Below are 15963 nucleotides of genomic sequence, written 5' to 3'. Positions count from 1 at the left end.
CATCCGTCATTCTTGCGGGAGGAGCGCGGCCAGTTCCTTGAGATGAGACTGGAAATCCGAAGGCTCGTAATCGCCGATGGCCTGGAACGCCTGACCCAGTTGATCTTCGATCTCGTACTTCCGACCGGCGGGAAGTTCGAGCTTGAGTCCTTCGTCGAACTTGTCGAAGACGACCTTGAACGGATCGAGGCTTCCCAGCTTCGAGCCCGCGTCTGCCGCCAGGATCTTGATCGTCCAGGCAATGTGACGAGCCTCGTCGTAGCTGGCGACTTGACCCTGAGCCCTCGCCACGAGCTTCCGTAGGAGCTTGAGGGCGATGGTCTCGTCGTAGCTCGCCTTGGATAGCTTTTCGATCAGGACGTCGGACCATCGCGCGAAGTTCTCGGCCGCCTGGGCGAGGGGCACCTTCTTGCCGAAGGGTCGGGACGTCGACTCGCCGAGGACTTCCTTCTGGTGGCCGGCCAGCTCGGTCCGGAGAACTCCGGCCGAAGGATCGTCGAGTTCAAGCCGGTCGATCCCCAGCTCGACGATGGCGAGGGGCCATTCACTGATCGGAGGCCGACCCGGCGAGGCGGGATAGCCCCGGACCTGCCGCCAGCTCTCGCGCTTCAGGTCGTGGTGGCACGACCAGCAATCGAATCTCGCGAAGTCGGGCCAATCCAGGCCCGGGACCGAGGTTTCTCCCTTGGCCTTGGTCTCGTCGCCGAGGAGCTTCATCGAAGTCTTCAAGGCGACGGCCGCCCCGACTAAGGCGAGCTTGGTCTGCTCTCGTTCCCCTTCCCGGAAACCCTCGGACTTGCGAATCGCCTCGGGCTTCTCCCCCGTGAGGAACCAGTGACGCGGGATGCTATTGCTGAAGGTCGAGACCTCGATGCTCGGCAGCGGCGGATGGCCGGCGGCATACATCTCGTGAGTGACCAGGCGGCCCTCCTCGGCATCGCCGATGTGGCAGGAGAGGCACTGGCTCGACTGGATCGAGGGGATTCGGACGTCGACCATCCCGAGCTTGGCCCGTTCCTCCGAGGATTTCTTGCGGAAAGCCACCTGGAGATGCTCGCCATACCATGCCGAGATTGGCCCGTGACAATTCTCGCAACTCACCCCTTCATTCGGATCGAACTGATCCCCCTGGCGATTCTTCACTTCCTCTTTACCGGCGGAATGACAGCCGACGCATCCCGATTCGGGCAGGGTCACGTCGATCTTGAGTTGCCTGGCCATGTTCTGACCGCGAGGGCTATTAAGGCGGGCGAACGCGATCGAATGCTTGTCTTCCTGACTCCAGGTCTTGTACTCATCGAACTTGATATAACCCACGAGGCGGGGGAAGGCGTTGGGCCTCTCCGCCGACACCGCGTGGCAGGATTCGCAGCTCTTCGAACCGTAGTAGAGGAATGGCTGGGCGTCCTGCGCCTGCGGCGGCTCGGCCGATTGGCCGGGCCTGGGATGGGCGGTGAACGCGACCAGCCCAGCCAGGGTCATTCCCAGCACCATCAATGACCGCTTCCACCAAGACAGCGTCGCCATGGCGTCATCCTTCAAGGCTTGGGGAGGGCGGACTCGATCGTCCGGAGGGCCTCGGTAACCTTCCCGGGATCATATTGATAGGGACTGTCGAAGATCTCACGGCCTCGAGCCCCGAGCCTCGGGAGATCGAGGCCGGTCCTCAACTCCTGGAGCGTGGAGCGAACTCGAGGCTCCGCGTAGCGGGGGTCGGATTCGACCAGGGCCTTGTCGAGGGCGACGATCGCCAGATATTGCTGGGCGGCTCGATCCCAGTCGGGAGGACGTCCGTCCTCGCCGACCTTCAGGGCGCGAGCCAGGAAGGCACGCGTCTCCGAGGGTGCGATCCGGTCGCGATTGATCGAGTCGGCCAATCGCCCGAGTTCCTCCGAGGCGGCGTGAGCCCTCTGGACCACCAGCGCGGCATCGGGCATGGGGCGGGCCATCTCCTTACGGAGGTCGCCGAGGAGCGACCCGGGTTTATCCGGATCGAAGCCCTCAAACCCGAGCGTCCCGGCCATCGGCAGATACCAGGTCCCCCATTCGAGCGATCCCGGCTTGCCCGCGAGCGAGGGTCCGGATTGTCGCCAGCTTTTCGGGGCCAGCTCGTGGTGGCAGGAGAAGCAGGAATACTCGGCAAATTCGGGCCAGGGGGTCTCGTCGCTGGAGAGAGATCGGATCGCCCGGGATTCCAGCAAGTCGAGGGAAGCTTGCGCCGCGATGATCTGGCCGAGGACCCAGACCTTGGACTCATAGTCGGGATGCCTGGCCCGATCGTCCTCGATCCGCCAATGCTTCGGCAGCTTGGCAAGCTGGCTCCCATACTCGAAGTTCAACCGGGGATGTCCGGCGGCCACCAGGTCATGATTGACCTCGGTCGATCCATCCCCGACGTGGCAATCGGTGCAGACCTTGCCGCGGCTCAGGAGATCCTTCGTCGGATAGAAGCCGAACTCGGCCTGCTTCTGCTCGTCGGAGAGTCCCTTCCACCAACTTTCGGTGTGGGGGACAAGCCAGTTTCCGGCCGGACCATGACAGCCCTCGCACCCGACCCCATCCTCCAGGGCAAAGCCGGCCATCCTGGTCGTCGGGGCATTGGTCTCGTAGCCCTGATAGACGTGACAGCGGAGGCAAAGGTCGTTCGTGATCGGACGAAGGTTTGCGATATTCCTGCCGTTTCGGAGATCCTCGATCGTCTCGACATCCTCCCGACTGTTCAGATTCTTCAGGATCAAGAAGGATCGCTCTTCGAAGAGGACCTGGTAGGCACGAGCATGGGGATCGTAGGCCCCCGAAAATTCATATTCCGACCCCTTCAGCTCGACCGGGTCGGTCCGGCCTTTATGGCAGGCGGTCGCGGAGCAGGATCCGGTCCCGGCCCAGACCGGCGCAGGTTCGCCGGCCGCGAGCGAGCCGGCCTGGGTCATCGACGCCAGGCAGACCATCGGGATCAAGACCCGCCGAATCTTTGGAATGATCTCACCCATGTCGGCAGACCCCAAAAAGGGGACACGCCCGATCTCCGGAGGATGTCGATCCCCCGGAACCCGAGGAGGAAACCCCACCGCCCTCTCGACGGTGCGCGTTCCCCCACCGGGACGGTCCACACAACTCTGGTCGAGTCTAGCATGCCAGATCGGCATGACAAATGAATGCCTTTCCGGCCTGATGGGGGAGGTGATGGACCTCGGTTCGGGGCTCAGGCCGTCGGCGAGACCGCGGCACCGAGGAGTGCCCGGCGACCGAGCGCGTCATAGGTTGCATACTTGTAAATTTCGGACAACGTCGGATAGTTGTAACAGGTATTGATGAAGAGATCGGCATCGGCGCCCATCAACAGGGCGGTCAGGCCGATGTGGACCAGTTCGGTCGCCTGCTCGCCGATGACGTGAACGCCGAGGAGCTTCATCGTCCCTGCGTCGAAGAGGAGCTTGAGGAACCCATCGTTGTCCCCGATGATCTGCCCTCGAGCGTTGGCCTGGTAGGTCGCCCGGCCCACGATATAGGGGACCTGCTTGGCGGTCAGTTCCTCCTCGGTGGCTCCGGCCATCGAGCACTCGGGGATCGTATAAATCCCGTACGGTAGGAAATGAGAGACCGATTTCTTGTACTTCAGGTCGAAGGCGTCGACCATCGCCACACGAGCCTGCTCCATCGAGGTCGAGGCCAAAGCGGGCGCCCCGATCACGTCGCCGGCCCCATAGATGTGATCGATCACGGTCCGATAATTCTCATTCACGGGCAGAAGGCCGCGCTTGCCCAGTGTGATCCCGATTTCCTCAAGGCCGAGCCCGGACGTATTGCTGCTCCGACCGGACGAGACCAGGACGTAATCGCTGGTGAGGACGGCCCCCGATTTCAGGTGGAGTTCGAGGTCCATCTCGTTGCGGATGGCGACGACGGTATCGTTCAACATCATCCGGACCCCCAGCGACTCCATTCCGTCGCGGAGGGCCGAGGAGATTTCATGGTCGAGGAAGCCGACAATCCGCTCCCGTTGCTCGATCAGGGTGACCTTCACCCCCAACGCGGCGAACATGCAGGCGTATTCGCAACCGATCACACCACCCCCGCAGACCAACAGGGTCTCGGGCATGTCGCGGAGGTTCAGGATGGTGTCCGAGTCCAGGATCCGGGGATCGTGGAACGGGAAGATCGGCGGCCGATGGGGAGATGAGCCCGTGGCGATCAGGAATTTTTCGCCCCTGATCCGGATCTCGGGGCTCCCGTTCGGCTTGATGGCGATGATGTGAGGATCGACGAAGGAAGCCGCCCCGGAATAGACGCGGACCTGATGCCGCTTCAGGTTGGCCTGGATCCTCGCCCGCTCGGTGTCGCAGATGTATCGCTCACGGGCCATGAAGTCGCGAACGCTGACCTTCTGCTTCAGCGAAAACTGGATGCCGTAAAGCGACCGATTCCGGAAACCCGACAGGAAGAGCGCGGTCTCGCGGAGAGTCTTGGAGGGGAGGGTACCCGTGTTGGCGGAAGCGCCGCCGAGGCAGGGTTCCTTCTCGATCAGGGCGACGCTCTTACCGAAGTAGGCGGCCTGTGACGCACCCTTTTCGCCCGCCGGCCCCGAGCCGATCACCACCAGGTCGTAAGTCTTCTGTTCCATGACGAACAAGATCCTCGAAATCAGCCCGGTCCGGATCGCTCCAAACTCGAACCTAAGACGCGCCTTGCCGCAAGTCAAGGCGCTGGGGATCGAGGGGGATCGAACCAAGCGAGTACGTCGTTGACGGTTGCGAAAAAGGTGCTAACCTTAATCGAACCGAATCTTGGGGAGCCGACACGTGAAAATCACGCTGATCCCATCATCGATGTCATCGGACGGCGTGGAGCAAAATCAGTATTTGATCTCATATCTGATCAATGATTGCTTCGCGATCGACGCCGGCGGGCTGGGCTTCTACGGGAGTCCCGAGCAGCAGTCGCGAGTGAAGCACGTCCTGATCTCTCACACCCATGCCGATCACGTCGCCTCCCTGCCGATCTTCGTCGAGAACGCCTTCGATACGAATCCCGATTGCGTGACGATCCACGGCAGCGACGTGGTGCTCGACTGCCTCCAGCGCGACATCTTCAACGGCCGAATCTGGCCCGACTTCATCGGGATGTCCGCCGCCAAGATCGGCCCGTTCCTCAAGCTCAATCAGATCGAGGCCGGGCGGCCATTCGATCTCCCCGGGGTCCGGATCACGCCGATCGCCGTCGATCACCTCGTGCCGACCCTCGGATTCCTGATCGAGGAAGGTCCGACCGCCGTGATCGTCGCCTCCGACACCGGCCCGACCGAAGAACTCTGGAAGGTGGCCCGCGAGACCCCGGGCCTGAAGGCGGTCTTCCTAGAGGCCTCTTTCCCGAACTCGATGACCGAGCTGGCCAATCTCTCGAAGCACCTCACCCCGGCCATGTTCGGGGAAGAGGCCCGGAAGCTCGGCCGCGATGAGGTCCAGTTGATCGTCGTCCACATCAAGCCCCGCTTCCGGGTCCAGATCCTCGCCGAACTGGAGGCACTAGGCCTGCCGAACCTGGCGATCGCCCGCTTCAACGAGACTTACACATTCTGATCGCCCAACCGCTCCGACCTTCCATCGATCGTCCGGTTCCCGGCGTTTCCCCCTTGCTTCGTGCCGATTCCCCCCTTACAACGGTGTCTTCCGACGCGTCGAAGGGGTCGATTTGGCGAGATGGTTCGGGACGCGTCGCGGGCCAAGCCCGAAACCGGGGGGAGATTCGGACGGATGAGCGATCAGCATCTGGGAGCCCGCGTCCGCGCGGCGCTCGACGCCGGTGAAGGTATCCTGCGGCTGGCCCCCACCTGGGTCCCGCGATCGTTCCTCATGCCCGGCGGGCGGCTCAAGCTGGCTCCCCAGGATCTCTATGCACTGGGGACCCACCGGGGCGGGATCGACGAGCGGTGGTTCGCCTCGACTACCAATGCCGCCAACGAGGGTGCCCCGTCCGACGAGGGCCTCAGCTATGTCGTCCATGAGGGCAACAAATTTACCCTGAAGGATGCCATCGACACCAATGGCCCCGAGTTGATCGGCCAGGCGATCTGGGACAAGTACAAGAAGTGGCCGGTCTACTCCAAATTCTTCGACAACCTCGGCCCGATCCCGCACCACATGCACCAATCGGCCGAGCAGGCCGCCAAGCTCGGCCGCGAGGGGAAGCCCGAGAGTTACTACTTCCCGCCCCAGCTCAACTGGACCGGGAACAACTTCCCCCACACCTTCATGGGCCTGGAGCCGGGCACCACCAAGGAAGACCTCCGGAAGTGCCTGGAGCGCTGGAATGAAGGGGACAATGGGATCCTCGACCTCTCCAAGGCCTATCGACTCAAGCCCGGGACAGGTTGGCTGATCCCCCCCTGCGTCCTGCACGCTCCCGGTTCGCTCGTGACCTACGAGCCGCAATGGGGTTCGGACGTCTTCGGGATGTACCAGTCGATGGTCGAAGGCCGCCGGGTCCCCTGGGAATTGCTGGTCAAGGATGTCCCCGAGGACAAGCACCGCGACCTGGATTATCTCGTCGAGCAGCTCGACTGGGAGAAGAACGTCGACCCCGAGTTCAAGGCCCACAATTACCTGGAGCCGATCGTCCACGCCGGCTCGGAGGCCGAAGGCTTCGTCGACAAGTGGATCGTCTACGGGACGGTCGACGGCAAGCAGGTCTTCAGCGCCCGCGAACTGACCGTCTATCCCAGGGGCTCGGCCACCATCAAGGACGCTGGAGCTTACGGCCTGGTCTCCACCCAGGGCCGGGGGACGATCGGCAAACTCGAAATCGACACCCCGGTCTACATCCGATACGGCGAGGTGACCAGGGACGAGGTCTTCGTGGCCGACAAGCGGGCCAAGGAAGGCGTGACCTTCAAGAATACCGGCACAGAGCCGTTCGTCAGCCTCCGCTACTTCGGCCCGGACGTCCACTCGTCCCTCCCGGCCGTCGGGGACTACCTGAAGACGCGATGACGGAGGCTCCGACGATGTCCATCGCAGTGCCCGAGGTCGAAGCCGGCGCCGAAGGAGGCGAGCAGCATCTCGTCCTCCACGGAGTCGACTGGGAGCAGTACGTCACGATTAATGACGCCCTCCCCGATCGGAGCGGCTTGCGGATGATCTACATCGATGGGAGCCTGACCTTCTCGACCCTGTCACGTCGCCACGACTGGTTTGAAGATCGCTTCGACAAGATCGTGATGGTCGTGGCGCTCCAGTGCGGTATCGAGTATGAGGTCGCGGGCTCGGCGACCTTCCGCTCCGAAGGGCAGAAGGTCGGCGTCGAAGGGGATCGCACTTATTATTTCGGACCTCACGCCGAGATCATGCGCGGTCCCATCGACATCGACCTCTCGACTCAGCCCCCGCCCGACCTGGCCATCGAGGTGGAACTGACCCATCTCGCCGACGATGCGATCGCGACCTACGCCCGGATCGGCGTGCCCGAGGTCTGGAGATTCAATGTCCGGCGGAAGACGCTCGCCTTCTTGCTCCTCGGAGAAGACGGCGTCTATCACCCGGCCGCCCGGAGTCGGAGCCTTCCTCCGCTCGGGCCCGAGGATGTCCTCGGTCAGTTGCGGATCGCCGAGGAGACCCCATCGATGACTCGGTGGTTCGCGCAGCTCAACGACTGGGTTCGAGTCGCAATTTTGACTCGAATCGCCGAGGGCTGAGAGCGATGGACGACGGACTCCATTCCTCCTTAGCTTCTTCTCTTGAGGAGCTGATACCCTTCTTCAAACCCGAGCTTCGGCCCGGCCATGGATAAACCCTCCGTCTCGGTGCACACCTTGCAGCGCGGCAATATCAAGGCCGAGGTCATGGCATTCTTCACGAAGCTTCGGGCTCCCGAGGTGTTTTCGATATCCGTCGGTTCGAGGAACTTGACGAAGGTTCTTGATCGCCGCTGCATCCGAACTAACTTCTGTCGGTGAGTACCCATCGACCCGGAAAGGCACACCATGAGCGCCAGCCATCCCAATACCTTCCCGAAGCTGCACAACGCGGCGTGGCCCGGCGTCGTGGGCAAGGGTGAGGGGTCGGAGCCTGCGATCGACCTCGACACGATGCTCGACCTGACCGCCTCGGCGGAAGTGGACGGCATCAAGTTCGACGGCGTCGACCTGTTCCTGTTCGCCCCGCATGTCGATATTGACGCGTCCGACGATGACCTCAAGGCCTTGGCCGACAAGGTTAAGGCGAAGGGCCTGTCGATCGGCTCGGTCGTCGCCCCGGTCTGGCCCCCCACCGGCGGCGGCCCGGCGATGGACGAGGGAGAGGGTCGGACGAAATTCCTGGAGCAGGTCCGGAAGGGCTGCCGAATCGCCAAGAAGCTCCGCGAGCTGGGCGTCCGCCCTTACGGTGTCGTCCGGATCGATTCGGCAACGGGAGTCGCCGACTGGGCGGCCGACCCGGCCGAGAACCAGGCGAAGATCGCCGAGACTTTCAAGCAAGCCGGCAAGATCGCACGGGACCACGGCGAGCGACTGGCCGCCGAGGGGGAGATCTGCTGGGGCGGCATGCACTCCTGGCGGAAGATGGTCGACCTCCTGGAGCGGGTCGGCGAGCCCGAGACGGTCGGCTTCCAGGCCGACATGGCCCACACCCTGCTCTATACCCTGGGCGAAAATGCACCCGAGGACCGGATCCTCCCCGATCATTTCGATTGGAAGGACAAGTCGACGTTAGATTCCGCCCTTCGGACCTTGACCACGGCCCTCCGCCCCTGGACGATCGACTTCCACGTCGCCCAGAACGACGCGACGGTCTTCGGCTCGGGATCGCACGACCACACCGGCCGGCACTGTCAGGCCAACGACCCCAACGGCAAGCTCGACATCCCGCACCACGCCGGGTTCTGGCTCCGCGACGAGAACGGCCACCTGACCAAGGCCTTCAAGCACATCTGCTGGGACGGCTGCATGTTCCCCAACGAGGTCATGATGAAGCCCCAGACCTGGAACGACATCCTGGCGAAGATGGTCGCGGTCCGCGATGCTCACGGCTGGTCCTGAGTGAATTCCGTTCAACCCTGAAACTCTTTCGTAGGGCGGAGCTTCTCCTGCCGAGTCACGGGTCGCCGCAGGGCGAGCCCTGCCCAACGGGCCGAGACCCTCCGCCCCAAGTCGAGAGCCCCTCATGCCCAAGAAACCGCTGAATATCGGACTGGTCGGCTACGGCTTCATGGGCCGGACCCATTCCAACGGCTACAAACGCGTCAACGACTTCTTCGATGTCGAGTACCGCCCCGTCCTCAAGGCCGTCTGCGGCCGGAGCGAGGCCTCAGCCAAGGAGTTCGCCGAGAAGTGGGGCTACGAGTCGGTCGAGACCGACTGGAAGAAGCTTGTCACCCGCAAAGATATCGACGCGATTGATATCTGCACGCCGAACAACACCCACGCCGAGATCGCCATCGCCGCCGCCGAGGCGGGCAAGATGATCCTCTGCGAGAAGCCGCTCTCGATGGACCTGGTCGAAGGCCAGAAGATGGTCGACGCCATCGAGAAGGCCGGCGTCCCCAACACCGTCTGGTACAACTACCGACGTGCCCCGGCCGTGACGCTCGCCAAGCAGTTCATCGACGAGGGGCGACTCGGGCGGATCTTCCACTACCGGGCCAACTTCCTCCAGGACTGGACGATCTCGGCCGACCTCCCCCAGGGCGGCACTGCCCTCTGGCGGCTCGACGCCGCCGCCGCCGGATCGGGAGTGACCGGCGACCTCCTCGCCCACTGCATCGACACCGCTCTCTGGCTCAACGGTTCGATCAACTCGGTCACGGCGATGACCGAGACCTTCATCAAGGAACGCAAGCACAACCTCACCGGCCAGGTCCAGCCGGTCGAGATCGACGACGCCTGCGCCTTCCTCTGCCGGTTCGACAACGGCTCGCTGGGTCTGTTCGAATCCACTCGATACGCCCGAGGCCACAAGGCCCTCTACACCTTCGAGATCAACGGCGAGAAAGCCTCGCTGAAGTGGGACCTCCACGACCTCCACCGGCTCCAGTTCTTCGACTACGGGGACGACTCGATCACCCGAGGCTGGCGCTCGATCCACGTCTCGGACGGTGACCACCCCTACATGAAGAACTGGTGGGTCCCCGGCCTCCAGATCGGCTACGAGCACACCTTCGTCCACCAGGTGGCCGACTTCCTCAAGAATCTCGCCGGGGGCCAGTCCACCAGTCCGACCTTCCGCGAGGCCCTGGCCACGCAGGCGGTCTGCGATGCCGTGCTCGACTCGGCCGAAACCAACCAGTGGCAGACGGTCGTCCCGGTCTGATCGAGACCCCTTCCCCGGAGCACTGGCGATGAAGACCGGAATGAACTTACTGCTGTGGACGACCAAGGTCGAGCCCGAGCTCGACCCCGTCCTCGACCGACTCAAGGCGATGGGTTTCGATTCGGTCGAGGTCCCGATCTTCGACGTCGACGATCGCAAGTCGTACGAGCGGCTCGGGAAACGTCTGAAGGAACTGGGATTGGGCGCGACCGCCGTCACGGTGATGGGGCCGGAAACCAACCCGATCTCACCCGAGCCCGCCGTCCGCAAGGCCGCCGTGGCCTATCTGGAAAAGGTCTTCGAGTGCGCCTCGAGCTTCGGTTGCGAGGTCCTCTGCGGCCCGACCCACTCGGCCATCGGCGTGTTCTCCGGGACCGGGCCGACCGAGACCGAGTTCCACCACGGCGTCGATACCCTCCGTCAGGCCGCCGAGAAGGCCCAGGGATACGGGATCAAGATCGCCGTCGAGTACTTGAATCGGTTCGAGAACTACTTCCTGACCACAGCCGCCGACACGGTCAAGTTCGTCCGAGCGGTGGATCACCCGTACCTCAAGATGATGTACGACAGCTTCCACTCGCACATCGAGGAGAAGGATCAGTCCAAGGCCATCGCCTCATGCACGGCCGAAACGATCCACTTCCACGTCTCTGAGAACGACCGAGGCACCCCCGGGACCGGACAGGTGGATTGGGAGGGCTACTGGTCGGGCGTCAAGGCTCACAGCAACTTCGATGGCTACCTGACCATCGAAGCCTTCGGAAACGCCCTGCCCGCGATCGCCGCCGCAACCAAGGTCTGGAGGCCGCTCTTCCCCGACGCCCTCGGACTCTGCCAGGAAGGGCTCGACTTCATCCGGAAGAATACGAATAGTCGTTGAAATTCTGCTGGGTCGATCGCATCGGACACGCCGTCGACCCAGCAGATTGAGAGCATGATCGGGTTACGACTTGCCTGCAAGACGATGAGACTGCAGGGTTACGAGCCACGTGCAGAGACCCAAGAGTAGGAGCCAGGAGGCGATCGAAGGAGCAATCGATCGCCAGGATCGGCGATGGGGCAAGTCCCAGACTTGATAAACCTCTTGCCGACTCCGGGTCACGATGAATCGACCGTCGGGCGTGCAGCTCCAGGCATCACTGGCCCCTCGGGCGAGGATGCGACCCGTGGATGCCTCGATGACCAGATAGGCATCGACCGGCTCGGGCCTCGCCAGCCGACTCAGCCCCGGGATCTTTGCTAGCCAGATGTGCAGGAGGCTCGGCTTCGGTGACTGCGGGGTCCCAGTCGCCAGGAGGAATCGACCGTCGGGCGTGGCCTCTCCCAGATGGAGGCTCGGATTATTACCCGACACCAATCGTACTCTCCGTTCGAGGATCTCGTGTCCATCCGTAAGGTCATGGAAGGCCAGCCAGCAATCCGACTTCGACTTACCGACGACCATCAAGTCGCGACCATCGCGGCTGAAGAGGGAGCTATTATAGTAAATCCCGCTCACTCCAAACCGCCGGCCCCTCTTGGCGAGATCCCACACGTCGCACTGATCGTCCAGAAGCAATTGCCCATCGGGTGAAAAGGACTTGGGCCACCGTTGCGGGGCCGAGAGTCGGGCAACCTCCAAACCTGTGTTCAGGTCGAAGACAACCATCCCGCCATCGACGCTCGCGGCAAGCCGCTTTCCATCCGGTGAAATGCCAATCGGCTCTCGACAATCGGGAAACGAGTGAAGGCGACGGCCGGTCGCGATATCGCACCACTCGACCTTCGGTTGGTCGCCCTGGAAGGTGACAAAAGCCGTCCCATTTCCTCCGGGTGAGACAATCCACCAGATATTGTTTTGAGGTACGTGGCAAGTGAAGGAGGCAACTTGCTTGCCCCCCCGGGCCTCGACCAGATCAAGCGCGAAGTTGTTCGCTCCGTCACCCTTCCTCTGGATCTGGAGGAGGTCGTGATCGCTATCGACGAGCACCCGGTCAAAGACGTCGTCCGGGCCGAAGAGCGAGCCGGTGACTTCCCCGGTGTCGATGTCGCGGAGACGGATCGGACCCGTCTCAGGCGTGCCCACGATCCGGTTACCTGAAGCCGATCGAGGGACCGTCACGAGCGTCCGGCCATCCTTGAGGAAGCCGGAGACGAATTCGTCGGCTGGTGGCTGCCATCCGTCGCGAGCACTCGCCGGACTCATCAGCCAGATCAGGATGGCTCCCACGGCCCCGAGGAAGGCCGAGGCGATCCAGATCGCCTTCGGATTTCTCGGGATGAGCTGCATGGGAGCCTCCAAACTCGGCGATCAGACTCCAACCGTCTTCCCGCCCCCGCGTCCGGCCCGCTTGCGGCCTTCTTCGGAGAGCACCTTCTTGCGAAGGCGGATCTTGGAGGGGGTGATCTCGACGAGTTCGTCGGACTCGATGTATTCGAGGGCGTATTCGAGCGACATCAGGCGGGGGGGCTTGAGCAGGACGTTCTTGTCCGAGCCCGAGGCCCGCATGTTGGTCAGCTTCTTCTCCTTGCACGGGTTGACGACCATGTCGTCGGCCCGGGCGTTCTCGGCGATGATCATACCCGTGTAGATGTCATCTCCGGGGGCGATGAACATCGTCCCGCGCTGCTGGAGCGAATCCATCGCGAAGGCGACGGCCTGGCCGTTAACCATGCTGATCATCACGCCGTTGGCCCGACGAGGGATCTCGCCTCGGAACGGCTGATACTCGTGGAAGTTGTGGTGCATGATCGCCTCGCCCTGGGTCCCGCTCATCAGGCGGCTCCTCAGGCCCAGGAGACCACGCGCCGGGATCACGAACTCCAGGTGGGAGTAGGCCCCCTTCACGTCCATCCGGAGCATCTCGCCCCGCCGAGCACCGACCAGTTCCATCACCGGGCCCATCTGGGCCTGCGGGACGTCGACGACCAGGTATTCATACGGCTCGTGCTCGACGCCGTTAATCCGCTTGAGAATGACCTCGGGCTTGCCGACGGCCAGCTCGTACCCCTCGCGCCTCATGCTCTCGATCAGGACCGAGAGGTGCAACAGGCCTCGGCCCGAGACGATGAACGAGTCTCGCTCGTCGGTCGGCTCGACCCGAAGGGCGACGTTGGATTGCAGCTCGCGGTCGAGCCGCTCCTTGAGGTGCCGGGTCGTGAGGAACTGCCCTTCTCCGACGAGGGGAGAGTCATTCACGGTGAACAGCATGCTCAAGGTCGGCTCGTCGACCTCGATCCGGGGCAGGGCGACCGGCGAGTCGTAAGCCGTGATCGTGTCACCGATATCAACGCCCGCAGCCCCGACGATGGCGACGATGTCGCCCGCGGCGGCCTCCTCGACGTCGATCCGACCGAGCTTATCGAAGACGAGAACTCCGTCGGCCGTGCAGGGCTTGTTCACCCCTTCGGCCTTCATCAGCATGATCTTCTGGCCACGCTTGACCCGACCGCCGACGATCCGGCCGATTGCGATCCGGCCGACGTATTCGGAGAAGTCGAGCGTCGTGCAGAGCATCTGCAAGGGGCCGTCCGGGTCGACCTCGGGACCGGGAACCTTCTCGACCAGGAGGTCGAGCAACGGCTTGATGTCGCCGGACTTGGCATGCATGTCGTGCGAGGCGAATCCCCCCTTCCCCGAGGCGAAGATGTAGGGGAAGTCGAGCTGCTCCTCGTCGGCCCCCAGATCCACGAAGCAATCGAAGATCTCGTTGAGGACCTCATTGGGACGGGCGTCGGGCCGGTCGACCTTGTTGATCACCACGATCGGCCGGATCTTGTTCGCGAAGGCCTTTCGCAGGACGAATTTGGTCTGCGGCATCGGTCCTTCGAAGGCATCGACGAGCACGAGGGCTCCGTCGGCCATCTGCAAAGTCCGCTCGACCTCGCCGCCGAAGTCGGCGTGGCCGGGCGTGTCGATGATGTTGATTTTGGTCTGGCCGTGGTTGATCGCTATGTTCTTGGCCAGGATGGTGATCCCACGCTCGCGCTCCTGAGGATTGGAGTCCAGGATGCAATCCTGGCTGAGCGTGCCGGCGCGAAATTGGCCGGACTGGCGGAGCATCACGTCGACCAGGGTGGTCTTGCCGTGGTCGACGTGGGCGATGATCGCCACGTTTCGGATGTCTTCGCGTCGGATCATGGGATCAAGTCCGCCAGGTGGAAGGGCGGGCCAAGTGAGGAGTGATTGGACGAGTCGTTTTCTGGTGGGCTCGATGCAATCGGGAAATCAAGTATAGGCCGACTGCATTCATTCAGCAAGGGCGATTGCGGCCAGAGGTTCACCCAGCCGGTCGCGGTAAGTCTCCGAATCGATCGATTCGAACCTGAGACGGTCCCCCGGTCGGATCGGGAACAGACCCAGACTCAAGTCTACGATCTTCAGGGGAGTTCTGCCCAGCAAGTGCCAGCCTCCCGGCGATTCGGCCGGATAGACCCCGGTCTGTCGACCCGCGATCGCCACCGAACCGGCGGGAACCCGGACCCTCGGATCCTTCCTACGTGCTAACCCGGCCAGGGGTTCGGTCAAATAACCCGAATAAGCGAAGCCGGGGAGGAAACCCAGGGCGAAGACGGTGAAATCGCCCGACGTATGATGCCGAATCACCTCGGATTCCCCCAACCCGACCAGCCGGGCGACCTCGGACAGGTCCTCGCCATCATAGAGAACCGGCAGGCGGATCGTCCGGCCTTCGAAGTCGACCGGAGCGATCGGTTCGATTTTTTCCAGGACACGACCCAACCGGTCGGGATCGATCGCGTCGGGGTCGAGGAAGATCGCGGCCGAGGCGTAGGCCACCGCGACGTCGACCACGCCCGGGATTGCCCGCAAGCGAACCGCTTCGGCCCACCTTCGCGCCTGGGATTCATCGGCGAAGTGCGAGAGGAACCCATGGTCGCCGAGCGGTCGTAGGTCGATCATCGGAGCTGCGTCCCGTTCCGCCTATCGATCGCGGCAATCACGAGGATGAACTCGGATTTGTCAGAGTCTAACAATTGGGCAAAGCCCGATTGATCCGGATCCGGGTTCTCATTTCGCCAAGTTTTGCGGATCGAAATACCCTGGATCTTCCAGACCGAAGGCGTCGGCCACCCGATTGAAGAAGGCGAAGAGGGCCGTGACGTAGACACATTCGGCGATCTGAGGGTCGGTCCAGCCCTGCGATCGGAGCCTCTCGACATCCTCGTCCGTCGTCCGATAGGCGTGGCGGGTGACCAGGCCGACGAAGTCGAGCAAGGCGCGTTCGGGGTCCGACAGCGGTGCCGCGTCCAGGTCGGCGCGGGCCAGGCAGGTATGCAACTCGGGATTGGTGTCCTGCGACCGCAGGAAGAACGCGTGGCTACCGACTCAGTAGGGGCATCGATTCAGGGCCGAGACATAGGTGGCGATCATCTCCTTGACCCGCCGGGTCAGATGCCCGTCGCGAAAATGGACCGCCTCGGATACCTCGTCGATTCCCCGGAAGAGATCCGGACGGAGACTCAGGCACTTGAGGATTCCGGGGATTTTCGGCCGACCGGGGTTGGCGGCCATCCAGGAGGAGTAGACCGCGGAGACCTCGCCGGTCGCCTCGCCTTCCTCAACCCATCGAATTCGGGCCATGATTCGATCCCCTTTCGAGACAAAGCCGATCATCCGGGGTTAACATGGACTGAGCGAGGATAACGCGCCAGGGCCTCGGATCTC

14 protein-coding genes are annotated in these 15963 nt (G+C 63.0%); 6 read left to right on the top strand and 8 right to left on the bottom strand.

Annotation, left to right across the window (positions count from 1 at the left end; translation table 11 throughout):
- Positions 1-6 precede the first annotated feature (6 nt).
- From P12x_RS05295 to sthA, 3 genes are all read right to left on the bottom strand, one after another.
- Positions 7-1527, bottom strand: coding sequence for a multiheme c-type cytochrome (locus tag P12x_RS05295; protein WP_435009822.1), 1521 nt, complete (start codon positions 1525-1527; stop codon positions 7-9).
- An 11-nt stretch (positions 1528-1538) separates the two neighbouring features.
- A complete protein-coding gene (locus P12x_RS05290) occupies positions 1539-2990 on the bottom strand; it encodes a multiheme c-type cytochrome (RefSeq protein WP_435009820.1) in 1452 nt (483 codons plus the stop codon).
- A gap of 212 nt (positions 2991-3202) precedes the next feature.
- A complete protein-coding gene (sthA, locus tag P12x_RS05285) occupies positions 3203-4621 on the bottom strand; it encodes a Si-specific NAD(P)(+) transhydrogenase (protein ID WP_435009819.1) in 1419 nt (472 codons plus the stop codon).
- Between the two features lie 178 nt (positions 4622-4799).
- On the opposite strand from sthA, the gene P12x_RS05280 reads away from it, so the two are divergent.
- The 6 genes from P12x_RS05280 (at position 4800) to P12x_RS05255 (ending at position 11178) form a co-directional block, all read left to right on the top strand.
- A complete protein-coding gene (locus P12x_RS05280; protein ID WP_435009818.1) occupies positions 4800-5576 on the top strand; it encodes an MBL fold metallo-hydrolase in 777 nt (258 codons plus the stop codon).
- A gap of 174 nt (positions 5577-5750) precedes the next feature.
- A complete protein-coding gene (locus P12x_RS05275) occupies positions 5751-6986 on the top strand; it encodes a hypothetical protein (RefSeq protein ID WP_435009817.1) in 1236 nt (411 codons plus the stop codon).
- Positions 6987-7000: 14 nt separating this feature from the next.
- The gene (locus P12x_RS05270; RefSeq protein WP_435009816.1) at positions 7001-7687 is read left to right on the top strand and encodes a Uma2 family endonuclease; all 687 of its coding nucleotides are present in this window, start codon (positions 7001-7003) and stop codon (positions 7685-7687) included.
- Positions 7688-7975: 288 nt separating this feature from the next.
- Positions 7976-9028 (top strand): sugar phosphate isomerase/epimerase family protein, encoded by a 1053-nt coding sequence (locus P12x_RS05265; protein WP_435009815.1) that lies wholly within the window; start codon positions 7976-7978, stop codon positions 9026-9028.
- 124 nt (positions 9029-9152) lie between these two features.
- Complete coding sequence (locus P12x_RS05260) at positions 9153-10298, top strand: Gfo/Idh/MocA family protein (RefSeq protein WP_435009814.1); 1146 nt, start codon at positions 9153-9155, stop codon at positions 10296-10298.
- 28 nt (positions 10299-10326) lie between these two features.
- Positions 10327-11178, top strand: coding sequence for a sugar phosphate isomerase/epimerase family protein (locus P12x_RS05255; protein WP_435009813.1), 852 nt, complete (start codon positions 10327-10329; stop codon positions 11176-11178).
- 63 nt (positions 11179-11241) lie between these two features.
- On the opposite strand, the gene P12x_RS05250 is transcribed toward P12x_RS05255, so the two are convergent.
- From P12x_RS05250 to P12x_RS05230, 5 genes are all read right to left on the bottom strand, one after another.
- Positions 11242-12567 carry a WD40 repeat domain-containing protein gene (locus tag P12x_RS05250; protein WP_435009812.1) on the bottom strand — a complete coding sequence of 442 codons (1326 nt, stop codon included), beginning with the start codon at positions 12565-12567 and terminating at the stop codon, positions 11242-11244.
- A gap of 21 nt (positions 12568-12588) precedes the next feature.
- Positions 12589-14418, bottom strand: a complete 1830-nt coding sequence (gene typA, locus P12x_RS05245) for a translational GTPase TypA (RefSeq protein WP_435009811.1) — start codon at positions 14416-14418, stop codon at positions 12589-12591.
- A 108-nt stretch (positions 14419-14526) separates the two neighbouring features.
- Entirely contained in the window at positions 14527-15198 is a 672-nt protein-coding gene (locus P12x_RS05240; protein WP_435009810.1) for a 5-oxoprolinase subunit B family protein, read from the bottom strand.
- A 108-nt stretch (positions 15199-15306) separates the two neighbouring features.
- Positions 15307-15576, bottom strand: a complete 270-nt coding sequence (locus P12x_RS05235) for a carboxymuconolactone decarboxylase family protein (protein WP_435009809.1) — start codon at positions 15574-15576, stop codon at positions 15307-15309.
- 48 nt (positions 15577-15624) lie between these two features.
- On the bottom strand, positions 15625-15879 hold the full coding sequence (locus tag P12x_RS05230) for a carboxymuconolactone decarboxylase family protein (RefSeq protein ID WP_435009808.1): 255 nt from the start codon (positions 15877-15879) through the stop codon (positions 15625-15627).
- Between the last annotated feature and the right edge of the window lie 84 nt (positions 15880-15963).

The sequence above is a fragment of the Tundrisphaera lichenicola genome (assembly GCF_051175385.1).
GTDB lineage: Bacteria > Planctomycetota > Planctomycetia > Isosphaerales > Isosphaeraceae > Tundrisphaera > Tundrisphaera lichenicola.
Note: the sequence above shows the minus strand (reverse complement) of the source record. Positions and strands in the feature narration are given on the sequence as shown.